This window comes from Agrobacterium sp. GW821-FHT14E08, from assembly GCF_058803865.1.
Genome location: NZ_JBXAPJ010000001.1, coordinates 56,456 through 67,819 on the forward strand (window position 1 = coordinate 56,456; position 11,364 = coordinate 67,819).

The following is an 11,364-nucleotide window of genomic DNA, read 5'->3' on the forward strand; positions in this document are numbered from 1 at the left end:
ATTGAACAAGCGCGTCAAAAGCATATCGTCGATACTGGGCAGCGTCATTCTGACGCTGTTCGGTTTGATGGTCATCACCTTCATGATCGGGCGCGTCATGCCTGTCGATCCCGTCATCGCGGCGGTCGGCGACAACGCGCCTGAAGACGTCATCGTGCGCGTGCGTGCGGAAATGGGCCTCGACCAGCCGCTGGTCGTGCAGTTCTTCCATTACGTCTCGCAGGTCCTGCACGGTGATTTCGGCAATTCCATCCTGACCCGCAATCCGGTCTGGGTGGATATTACCCGTGTCTTCCCCGCCACGTTCGAACTTGCCACGGCAGCGCTCATTCTTGCAGCCCTGATCGGCATTCCGCTCGGCGTCTGGGCCGCGGTGAAGCAGGGCAAGCTGACGGACCAGATCATCCGCGTCGTCTGCCTTGCCGGCCATTCCGTGCCGGTCTTCATGCTGGCGCTGATTTCGCTGCTGGTGTTTTATGCCACGCTTGGCGTCGCACCCGGACCGGGCCGTCAGGACATCATCTATGACGGCATGATCACGCAGGTCACCGGCCTGATGACGGTCGACACGCTGCTTGCCGGTGACTGGGACGCCTTTTACGACGCCATCGCCCATATGGTGCAGCCGGTCTGCATTCTCGCCTATTTCAGCATGGCCTATATCACCCGCATGACGCGCGCCTTCATGATCGACGCGTTGAAGGGCGAATATGTCATAACCGCCCGCGCCAAGGGGCTTTCGGCCATGACCGTGATCTGGGGCCACGCCTTCCCGACGGTCGCCGTGCAGCTCGTCACGGTTCTGGCGCTCACCTATGCAGGCCTTCTCGAAGGCGCAGTGGTGACGGAAACCGTCTTCAGCTGGCCGGGCCTTGGCCAATACCTCACCGTCTCGCTCATGAACGCGGACATGAACCCCGTCGTCGGAGCAACCCTGTTGATCGGCCTGATCTATGTTGGCCTCAACCTGCTCGCAGACGTGCTTTACCGAGTAATGGATCCCCGCGTTCGATGATGTTAGCTAATTTCAGAAACTGGGCTCTGGATGAGACGCCGCATTCCCGCACACAGGCTGCCTGGGGAAACCGGTATCGTATCTGGCTGAACCTCAAGTCCAACCCGCTGGCGGTGATCGGTCTGACCATCATCGTCGTTTTCATCGCGCTGTCGCTGCTGGCGCCGTTCATCGCGCCCTATGATCCGGCGACGCAGAACCTCGGCAATCGCCTTGCCTTCCCGAGTGCCGAGCACTGGTTCGGCACGGATGAGCTTGGCCGCGACATTCTTTCGCGCATCCTTTATGGCGGCCGAGTCACGCTCGGCATGGTCATCGCCGTCGTCGTTCTGGTCGCGCCGATCGGCCTCGCCATCGGCTGCATCGCCGGTTATTTCGGCGGTATCGTCGATACGGTGCTGATGCGGGTGACGGACGTATTCCTGGCCTTCCCGCGCCTCATCCTCGCGCTTGCCTTCGTCGCGGCGCTGAAGCCCGGCGTTGAAAGCGCCATTCTCGCCATCGCGCTCACCGCATGGCCGCCCTATGCGCGTCTTGCCCGCGCCGAAACCATGACGGTGCGCGGCAGCGATTTCGTCGCGGCCTATCGCCTGACCGGCGCTTCCGCCTGGCGCATCATTGCCCGCCATATCGCGCCGCTTTGCGTGCCGAGCCTTATCGTGCGCATCACGCTCGACATGAGCTCGATCATCATCACGGCTGCAAGCCTCGGCTTCCTCGGCATGGGCGCACAGCCGCCTTCGCCGGAATGGGGTGCGATGATCGCCACCGCCAAGCGCTTCATCTTCGAACAATGGTGGGTCGCCACCATTCCCGGCATCGCCATCTTCCTCGTTTCGCTCGCCTTCAACTTCCTTGGCGATGGCCTGCGCGACGTTCTCGACCCGAAGGGACATTGAGCCATGCTGGTCGAAATCGAAAATCTGAAGATTGCTTTCCAGACCCGTACCAGCCGTTTCGAGGCGGTTCGTGGTGTTTCCATGAAGCTTGGCACAGAAAAGCTCGGCATTGTTGGCGAATCCGGCTCCGGCAAGAGCCTCACGGCGCGCGCGCTGATGAAGCTTCTGCCCTCCAATGCCGATATCCGTGCCGACAAGCTCTCCTTTGATGGCATCGACGTGCTTTCCGCCGGTGAAAAGCAGATGCGCCAGATCCGGGGAAAACGAGCGGGTTTCATTCTTCAGGACCCGAAATATTCGCTGAATCCGGTCAAGACCATGGGTGCGCAGATCGCGGAAGCCTGGCGCGCCCATAAGGGCGGCAGCAAGCGTGCCGCGATGGAAGCGGCAATCGCCCTGCTCGATCAGGTGAAGATCCGCAATCCGCGTCAGGTCGCCTCGTCCTATGCGCATGAGGTTTCCGGCGGCATGGGCCAGCGCGTGATGATCGCCATGATGCTCGCGCCCGATCCGGAATTGCTGATCGCCGACGAGCCGACCAGCGCGCTTGATGCGACGGTGCAGGCGGAAATCCTGCGGCTGATCGAGGAGCTGGTATCGGAACGCGGCATGGGCCTTATCCTCATCAGCCACGACCTGCCGCTCGTTTCGCATTTCTGCGATCGTGTCGCCGTCATGTATTCCGGCCGGGTGATGGAGGAGCTGAAGGCTTCCGAACTCCTGAAAGCCGAACATCCCTATACAAAGGGACTTCTGAACTGCATTCCCTCGCTGACGCATCCGCGCGAGCGTCTTCCCGTTCTCAACCGTGATGCAGCGTGGTCCAGCCAATGATCGACGTCGATAATCTCCGTATCAAGTTCGGCGACCGCGAAGTGGTGAAGGGCGTGTCCTTTTCGGTGGAAAAGGGCGGCAGCTTCGGCATCGTCGGCGAAAGCGGCTCGGGCAAGTCCACCATCCTGCGCGCCATGGCCGGCCTCAACGAAAGCTGGGAAGGCCGCATCGCCTTTGCCGGCAAGGACGCACCGCTGAAGCGCACGCCGGAATTCTTCCGGCAGGTGCAGATGGTGTTTCAGGACCCCTATGGATCGCTGCATCCGCGCCAGACCATAGACCGCATTCTCAGCGAATTACCGCTGGTGCACGGCATGGACAATATTGAAAAGCGCATCCAGCAGGCCTTGTCCGACGTGGCGCTGCCGCAGGCGGTGCGGTTCCGTTTTCCGCATCAGCTCTCCGGCGGCCAGCGCCAGCGCGTGGCGATTGCCCGTGCGTTGATTGCCGACCCGCAGGTGCTGCTGCTCGATGAGCCGACTTCGGCGCTCGATGTCTCGGTGCAGGCGGAAATTCTGAACCTGTTGCAGGACCTGCGTGCGGCACGCAACCTCACCTATATTCTCGTCAGCCACAATCTGGCTGTTATCGCGCATCTGTGCCCGCAGGTTGGCGTGATGTTGAACGGGGAAATGGTGGAGCAGCTGAGTGCGGGCGATCTGCGTGAGGGGCGGACCAAACACCCGCATACGGAAGAGCTGCGCAGCCTGAGCATCCGGCTGGAAGAGCCGGCTTAACGGCCGGTCACCTAGCCTCCGTTACACATGGATCGAGCGGGTGCCGCCCGCTTCTTCTCCCCGAGGGGGAGAAGTCCGCGGCAGCGGGATGAGGGGCAAGGGTGCGGTCTATCGCTGGCGTTGCCCCCTCATCCGACCCTTCGGGCCACCTTCTCCCCGGCGGGGAGAAGAAACAAGCGGTGACGCCGAGGCCAGCCGCGTCGAAACGAAGACACGAGACCGAACCATGCCACAGCAATTCGACTGGAACGCCGCTTCAACCCTTTCAGAGAGCTTCGTCTCGCAATGGGCGAGCAACGAGCCGGGCGGGGCGGTCATCGGTTTCGATCTCGATGGCATTCGCTTCGCCCATGCGGGCGGTGTCGAGAGCCTTTCGACATTCGCACCTTTCACGCCGCAGAGCGTGGTGCGTTATGCCTCCGTTACCAAACATGCCTTCTGCGCCATGGTGCTTGCGCATTCCGATCTGATCGGCCTCGACGACCCACTCGGCAAACATCTGCCGGAGCTGCAATCACCGCTTCGCGAGGTGACGGTGGGGCAGGCGCTGGATATGAGTGGCGGCCTGCCGGATACGCGTGAATGCCTCTCGCTGCTTGGCCTTTCCGTCTATACGGAAACGAAGGCCGGACCGCTTCTCGACTATCTGTCGCGGCTAAACCGGCTGAATTTCCCGGCCGGCAGCGAGGTGTCCTATTCCAATACCGGTTACCGGCTGGTGGAGGCGGCGCTGGAGCGTCGCGGTTTCCGTTTCGATGATTTTGTGCAGACACAGATTGCCGATCCCTTTGGCGTGTTTCTGAAGGCGCCGGATGTCTGGAACGATCCAGTCGACGGGCTGGTGCCGGGTTACTGGAAAGCCGAAGACAACTGGCAGCTTTCGGCCGCCGGCCTGCATATTTCCGCTTCGGGTAGCCTTGCGGGCAGCGCCGAAGCACTTACCCGTTGGTTGCAGGGTCTGATGCGCGGCGAGGGCAGCTTCGCGGGTGTTCTTGACGCGCTTTCGGCCGAGCGGCCGCTCGCGGATGGGCGGATGAGCGAATATGGTCTCGGCCTGCGCTGGTCGCATCTGGGAGACAGGCGCTTCGTCGGCCATGGCGGTTCGCATCCGGGCTACAAGACCTATTTCCTGCTCGATCCGGAAAATGGCACGGGTTTTGTCGTGGTGTCGAACCGAGAGGACACCAACGGCTTCAAGATCGCGCTTGAAAGCATGGCGGCCCTCACCGGCCTGCCTTTGCCCAAGCCGGCCGCCAGCCTGCCGGAAGGCCTTTACGTGACCGAAAGCGGGCCGTGGTGGCTGGAAATCAAGGGCAGCACATCCACCTTTATCGATGGTGACGACACGCTTTATGAAGATGTCGATGGCTGGGTCTCTTCCCGCTCCGCATCTTCTCCGATGCGTCTCAGGTTAGACGGTGATGCCATTGTCGGTGAGGCCGGTCACGCCGCCCGCCGTTTCCTGCCGGTCGGCGATCATGCCGTGCCGGATGATCTTTCGGGCTCGTGGCGCTCCGATGAGGGAGCGGAATTTTCGATCAGCGGCTCGTTGCTGACGATGGGCATCGGCCCGACGCGTCGCAGCATGCCTCTGAAGGCGCTCGGCAATGGCCGTTTCCTCTTCACGCTGATTGACGGGCCGTGGACGAAGCGCGTTTGCCTCAATCGTCTTGGCGCTGACCGGATCGAGCTGGTTTCCAGCCGGGCGCGGATGATCGAATATTCGCGAAGCCGCTAACGCTTGAGGCCAATCCCATCGCGTCTCGCAAACGCGACGTCATCCTCGGGCTCGACCCGAGGATCCATTGTCGCGCGTGGTTGTGGATCCTCGGGTCGAGCCCGAGGATGACGCAAGCGGCCCTTCGTCAGTTTCCTAAACGGCCCGAAGCTTTCTAAAGGGTTTCAATCAGCCCTTATTGCTCCTAATAAAGACCCCATGTTCCGGTTGAAGGCTGGGACAACATCTTTGTGGGAGAACAGGCCCTTGGAAGTCAAATGGCTCGAGGATTTCCTGGCGCTGGCCGGAACGCTCAATTTCTCGAAGGCGGCGGATGAGCGGCATGTGACGCAATCCGCCTTCAGCCGGCGTATCAAGCAGCTGGAAGCCTGGGTGGGTGCCACGCTGGTTGACCGCGCCTCCTATCCTTCCCGGCTGACCGAAGCGGGTGTGAAATTCGTGCCGGTGGCGCAGGAAACGCTGAAGCAGCTTTATCATGCCCGGCGCACGCTGCTTCAGGAAGAGGGGGCGGATGCCAGAACCGTTCGGCTGACGGCGCTGCATACCCTGTCCTTCACCTTCTTTCCCGACTGGCTGAAGCGGGTGAACGAAAAGGCGGGACCGCTGTTTTCGGTTTTGCGGCCGGATTCCGGCAGCATGGAGGAAAACCTCAATTCGCTGGTGGATGGGCAGAGCGATTTCCTTCTGACCTATGCCCATCCCGAAGTGCCGATGCTGCTCGATGCGCAGACCTTTGAGTTCCGCGCGCTGGGTGCGGAAAACATCATTCCCGTTTCCGCGCCGGCGAAAGATGGTTCACCGCTGCATGAACTCGTGGAAAATGCACGGAAACCCTTTGCCTATCTGGATTATGAAAAGGCCTCGTTCTTCGGGCCGTTGCTGCGCGATCTCCTGAGCGCGCGCCTGCCGCAATTCGAGCGGGTGCATGAGGGCAGCATGTCGGTGGGGCTGAAAGCCATGGCGATGGCCGGCTGGGGTGTCGCCTGGGTGCCGGAAAGTCTGATGCGGCAGGAGCTGGACAGCGGCGCGCTGGTGCGCGCCGCCGATGACAGTTTCGATATTGCCGTCGATATCCGGCTTTATCGTTCCAAGGAGAACCGCCGGCCCGTTGTCGAGCGTATATGGGCGGTTCTCGAAGGCTGATGTTTGCTTAAATCGCGGTTCGGCGGGCGTTTTCCAGATAGAGCGCGCGCAGACGGCTGACGAGCGGGCCGGGCTTGCCATTGCCAACCGGCTTGCCGTCGATCTTCGTCACCGAGACCACGAAGTTGGAGGCGCTGGTCAGGCAGGCTTCATCGGCATTCAGCGCCTCTTCCAGCGTGAAGGGCCGCTCTTCCAGAGTGAAGCCGGCTTCCCTGGCCAGTTGCAGGGCTGCGAGGCGGGTGCAGCCGGGCAGGGTCTTGTTGCTGTTGCCGCGGGTGATGATCTTCTTGTCGCCGGTGATGATATAGGCAGTGGAGGAAGCGCCTTCGGTCACGAAACCATCCTCGATCATCCAGGCTTCGTCGCAGCCCTCGGCCTTGGCGATGCGTTTTGCCATGACCTGCGGCAGCAGGCAGACGGTCTTGATGTCGCGGCGTTCCCAGCGCTGGTCGGGAACGGATTTGACGGCGATGCCGGCTTCCTCGACGGGGGTGCCGATCAGCTTCTTGGCCTGGGTGAACATGACCAGCGTCGGCTTCAGATCGGCGGAGAACAGGAAGTTGCGGTCTTCCGCGCCGCGCGTCAGCTGCAGATAGATCATGCCTTCGACGAGGTTGTTGTCTGTGATCAGGCGGCGTTCGGCCTCGACGATTTCCTTGGTCGTGACCGGCAGCGGCACGTCGATTTCGCGGGCGCTGCGTTCCAGCCGGGCCATGTGCAGGTCGCTGTCGATCAGCTTGCCTTCCAGAACGGAGGTAACTTCATAGATGCCGTCGCCGAACAGGAAACCGCGGTCGAAGATGGAAAGGCGGGCGTCCGCTTCGGGCAGGAATTCGCCGTTGACGTAAACGATGCGACCGGATGGGCTAGTCATGAAAACTCCGTCTGGAAAAGTCAGGCTGAAAGAAGGGTTTTAAGGGCGTCGATGGAAATGGCCTCGACCGTGGAGGCCTTGCCGGTGCCGGCATTGAAGCCCGTGGTCGTGGTTGCCGCGCAGAGCGAATTGAGGATCGCCTCCTCGGTTGCCTCTATAGCTGCCTCGAAGAGCGGCGAAATCGCGTCGTTGGAAAGTTCTGGATAGTCTGCGACGGCCTTGCGGCGCGCGGGCGTGCGGCGAAGGCGCTCATTGGTGGAAAATGCCAGTGCATAGTCACCTGAACCATTGCTGAGTGCGGCGCCCGTGCGGGCCAGTCCACCAAAGCTTCTGGCCGCCAGGCGTTTCAGATTGCGGGAGGAAAGCGGCGCGTCGGTGGCGACAATGATGACGATCGAGCCGTCCTTGTCCTTATGATCAGGGCTGACATAGGGCTTGCCGCAGACCAGCAGATGGCCGCCATAATTAGACTGCACCAGCACGCCGAGCGTATAGGTCGCCCCGGCGATGGTGACGATGCGGGATGCGGTGCCGATGCCGCCCTTCATGCCAAAGGCCACCGTGCCGGTTCCGGCACCAATGCCGCCCTCGGCCATGGGGCCTGTGGCAGCGTTTTGCAGCGCGGTTGAGATTTCCTCGACGGTCGGGCGCCCAGCGCGGATGTCGTTCAGGCGGGAGTCGTTGGTCTCTCCGACGACAGCATTGATCGAGACGACTTTCTCATTGCCCTGCTGTGCCAGCGTATGGCGGTTGATCGCCTCGATAGCCCGGCCCGTTGCCAGCGTATTGGTCAGAATAACAGGTGTTTCGAGTTCGCCGAGTTCCTCGATCTGGGTGGAGCCGGCAAATTTGCCGAAGCCGTTATAGACGGCGAAGGCGGCGGGCACCTTGTCCTGAAAGAGATTACCGCCATGCGGCAGGATCGCCGTTGCGCCGGTGCGGATCGTGTCGCCTTCGATGACGGTCGAATGGCCGATGGTCACGCCTTCGACATCGGTGATGGCGTTGAGCGGGCCGGTCTCGAAATGGCCGGGCCGGAAACCGATATCGCGCAGTCTCGGGCGGGTCGTCTGATGCATCGGGCGATCACTTTTGCGGAATGCAGGCTGAAATTGGAGCGGGCGCGGCTTGCGAAAAGCTTTGCCTGTCCGAACGTTAGCCTAGTTCTCCGCGAAACGGCATCGCAAAAATGGAATAGTTTTATGCGGGCAATGGATGCGCTCAGGAGGCGCGTAGCGCGGCTTCGCCTTCACGCTCCAGCCATTGGCGCATGGCTTCCTCGGTCTCATCGCGTGTGGGTGCGCCGATGCGGCCGCCGAAGATCGTGCATTTCAGCGCGGCGGCAACGGAGGAGAGCTGGATGGCCGCACGGCTTTCCATGCCCTCAGCCATCGCCAGCGCAAAGGTGCCGTGGAAGATGTCGCCCGCCGCCAGCGTATCCACTGCCTTAACCTGCATCGTCGTCTGGAAATGCACGGTCGGATCGCCGGCCTCCGTCCACCAGCAACCCGCCGGTCCGGCGGTGACGGCGATAAAGGTTTGCGGATAGCGGGCGTGTAGCACCGGTAGCATGTCTTTTACAGTTTCGATGCCCGTCAGCCCGGCGGCGGCGGGTTCGGAAAAGACGATATGGGTTGCGGCAGGGGCCAGCTTCTCAAGGGTTTCGATGGGTGCAACGTCGCCATCCAGAATGGCTGGTTTGCCCAGAGTGCGTGCCACAGTCAGAACATCGAGCGCCAGTTCCGGCCAACGCACATCCACCAGAACGGCGTCGAAAGGGGCAATATCTTCCGGCGTGCAGGAGCGTTTTTTCTCATGCAGCCGATGATCATAGAAAGGCACGATCAGCCGTTCTCCCCGGTCGTCGATGATGATCGTCGAGAGTGCCGAGCGCGCGCCGGAAGCGATCGTCATGCCGGCAACATCGATGCCGCTTTCGGCGAGATCGCGCAGGATGCGGGTACCGGTCTCGTCATCGCCCACCGCACCCCACAGGCTGGCGCGGCCACCCATGAGATGCACGGCATAGGCGGCGCTCGACGCCATGCCTTCGGCGATCTGCAACATCTCGTAGGGCAAAACCTTGCCCTCACCCTTGGGCATCTCATGCACGCGAAACAGGGTATCAAGCACGGCGGCTCCGACGCACAGCACATGCTTGCCGCCCTGTTTGTCTGCCATGCTGTTCACTCCCGTGATCTGTCAGATACGCTTGCCGCTGTCCTTGTCGAACAGATGCACGGTTGCAGGATCGATGGCAATGTGGATCGTATCGCCGAAGCGGACATTGAGGCGTTCGCGGAACAGGCAGGCGATCTCGTCGCCCTTGCAATTGAGCTTGGCGTAGATTTCCGAGCCCGTGCCTTCGACCAGTTCGACCCGTCCTTCGATACCGGTCTCGGCGGCGCGGATATGTTCCGGCCGCACGCCGTAGACGAGGTCACGGCCGCCTAGTTTGCCGATATCGGCATTGGCGGGCAACGGCAGGCTGAGGCCCTTTGCGGTGCGGAACACACCTTCTTCGACGCGGCCGCGAATGAAATTCATGGCGGGTGAACCGATGAAGCCGGCGACGAAGAGGTTGGCGGGATTGTCGTAAAGCTCCAGCGGCGCGCCGATCTGCTCGATAACGCCATCATGCAGCACCACGATCTTGTCGGCCATGGTCATGGCTTCCACCTGATCGTGGGTGACATAGATGGTGGTGGTGCCGATGCGCTGGTGCATGGCCTTGATCTCACCGCGCATCTGCACGCGCAGCTTGGCATCGAGGTTGGAGAGCGGCTCGTCGAACAGGAAGACCTGCGGATCGCGCACCAGTGCGCGGCCCATGGCGACACGCTGGCGCTGGCCGCCGGAAAGCTGGCGCGGATAACGGTCCAGCAGCTTTTCCAGCCCCAGAATGGCGGCGGCCCTGTCGACCTTGGCCCTGGTTTCCTCGGCGCTCACCTTCTTCAGCTTCAGCGCGAAGCCCATATTGTCCTTCACCGTCATATGCGGATAAAGCGCGTAGTTCTGGAAGACCATGGCGATATCGCGGTCGCGGGCCGGCAGGTGGCTTACCTCGCGCGCGCCGATGTGGATTTCGCCATCGCTCAGCTCTTCCAGCCCGGCGATCATGCGCAGCAGAGTGGATTTGCCGCAGCCGGAAGGGCCGACGAGCACGACGAATTCGCCATCCTTGATGTCGATATCGATGCCGTGGATGATGTTGACCGCGCCGAAGCGCTTCTGGACGTTCAGGATATTGACCGGTGCCATTGTAAAGGTTCCCGTTATAATTTGTTGGTTCAACCGCCCTTGACGGCGCCGGCGGTCAGGCCCGCCACGATCTGTTTCTGTGCGAACATGGTGAGCAGCAGCACCGGCAGCGTGACGATGAGCGCGGCTGCGGCCAGCGGACCCCAGCTTACCTGTTCGAAGGACAGCATGTTGTAGACCGCGACCGGCAGGGTGCGTGTTTCACGGCTGGCCAGCACGATGCCGAAGACGAAGTTGTTCCACGAGAAGATGACGGCGAGGATGAAGGAGACGACGATGCCGGGCTTGGCAATCGGCAGCGCCACCAGCCGGAACACCTGCCAGGAGGATGCGCCATCGATGCTCGCGGCCTCTTCCAGTTCCTTCGGCGTGGTCTCGAAATAACCGATCATGATCCAGACGACGATCGGAACCGTCACCACCAGATGGATGATGATCTGTGGCCAGAGTGTGCCCAAGAGGTTCAGCCATTGGAACAGCAGGAACAGCGGAATGAGGAAGGAGAGGCCGGGCGTCATGCGGGCGATCATGATGACGACGGCGGATTTTTCCGCCTTAAGCCGGGCGATGCCGTAACCGGCGGGCACGCCGATGACGAGCGCCAGAATGGTGGCGGCACCGGTGACGAGGACCGAATTCCAGAAATAGAGGAAGAAATTATTCTCCTCGAACACCTTCACATAGTTCGACCAGGCGAAACGTTCGGGAATGAGGATCGGCGGATAGGCGCCGTTGTCGATTTCATATTTCAGCGACAGCGAGATCATCCACATGAAGAACAGGATGACCGGCGAGATCATCACCAGCGCCACGAAGAACAGGCCGATGCGATCAAGCGTCTTGCGTTTCAGGATTTTTGCAGA

General features: G+C 61.4%; 11 protein-coding genes. 6 read left to right on the forward strand and 5 right to left on the reverse strand.

Features of this window, described 5'->3' with window-relative positions; translation table 11 throughout:
* Position 1: 1 nt before the first annotated feature.
* The 6 genes from AC1ROR_RS00245 to AC1ROR_RS00270 all read left to right on the forward strand — a co-directional run bounded on the left by AC1ROR_RS00245 (position 2) and on the right by AC1ROR_RS00270 (position 6,366).
* Entirely contained in the window at positions 2-1,015 is a 1,014-nt protein-coding gene (locus tag AC1ROR_RS00245; protein WP_167377540.1) for an ABC transporter permease, read from the forward strand.
* Positions 1,012-1,914 carry a nickel transporter permease gene (gene nikC, locus AC1ROR_RS00250; RefSeq protein ID WP_498588301.1) on the forward strand — a complete coding sequence of 301 codons (903 nt, stop codon included), beginning with the start codon at positions 1,012-1,014 and terminating at the stop codon, positions 1,912-1,914. The genes AC1ROR_RS00245 and nikC overlap by 4 nt, the downstream gene beginning before the upstream one ends.
* A 3-nt stretch (positions 1,915-1,917) precedes the next feature.
* Positions 1,918-2,748 carry an ABC transporter ATP-binding protein gene (locus tag AC1ROR_RS00255; RefSeq protein ID WP_080835913.1) on the forward strand — a complete coding sequence of 277 codons (831 nt, stop codon included), beginning with the start codon at positions 1,918-1,920 and terminating at the stop codon, positions 2,746-2,748.
* A complete protein-coding gene (locus tag AC1ROR_RS00260) occupies positions 2,745-3,485 on the forward strand; it encodes an ABC transporter ATP-binding protein (protein WP_142170126.1) in 741 nt (246 codons plus the stop codon). The genes AC1ROR_RS00255 and AC1ROR_RS00260 overlap by 4 nt, the downstream gene beginning before the upstream one ends.
* A 226-nt stretch (positions 3,486-3,711) precedes the next feature.
* Positions 3,712-5,223: a serine hydrolase domain-containing protein gene (locus tag AC1ROR_RS00265; RefSeq protein ID WP_498588302.1), complete on the forward strand. Its 1,512-nt coding sequence runs from the start codon at positions 3,712-3,714 to the stop codon at positions 5,221-5,223.
* 246 nt (positions 5,224-5,469) lie between these two features.
* Positions 5,470-6,366, forward strand: coding sequence for a LysR substrate-binding domain-containing protein (locus AC1ROR_RS00270; RefSeq protein ID WP_191856018.1), 897 nt, complete (start codon positions 5,470-5,472; stop codon positions 6,364-6,366).
* Between the two features lie 7 nt (positions 6,367-6,373).
* On the opposite strand, the gene AC1ROR_RS00275 is transcribed toward AC1ROR_RS00270, so the two are convergent.
* From AC1ROR_RS00275 to AC1ROR_RS00295, 5 genes are all read right to left on the reverse strand, one after another.
* Positions 6,374-7,240 carry a D-amino-acid transaminase gene (locus AC1ROR_RS00275; protein ID WP_080835899.1) on the reverse strand — a complete coding sequence of 289 codons (867 nt, stop codon included), beginning with the start codon at positions 7,238-7,240 and terminating at the stop codon, positions 6,374-6,376.
* Between the two features lie 20 nt (positions 7,241-7,260).
* The gene (locus AC1ROR_RS00280; RefSeq protein WP_498588303.1) at positions 7,261-8,319 is read right to left on the reverse strand and encodes a DmpA family aminopeptidase; all 1,059 of its coding nucleotides are present in this window, start codon (positions 8,317-8,319) and stop codon (positions 7,261-7,263) included.
* Between the two features lie 142 nt (positions 8,320-8,461).
* Entirely contained in the window at positions 8,462-9,421 is a 960-nt protein-coding gene (locus AC1ROR_RS00285; protein ID WP_498588304.1) for a sugar kinase, read from the reverse strand.
* Between the two features lie 21 nt (positions 9,422-9,442).
* Positions 9,443-10,501, reverse strand: coding sequence for an ABC transporter ATP-binding protein (locus AC1ROR_RS00290; RefSeq protein ID WP_454686403.1), 1,059 nt, complete (start codon positions 10,499-10,501; stop codon positions 9,443-9,445).
* 29 nt (positions 10,502-10,530) lie between these two features.
* On the reverse strand, positions 10,531-11,352 hold the full coding sequence (locus AC1ROR_RS00295; protein ID WP_026363927.1) for a carbohydrate ABC transporter permease: 822 nt from the start codon (positions 11,350-11,352) through the stop codon (positions 10,531-10,533).
* Positions 11,353-11,364 lie beyond the last annotated feature (12 nt).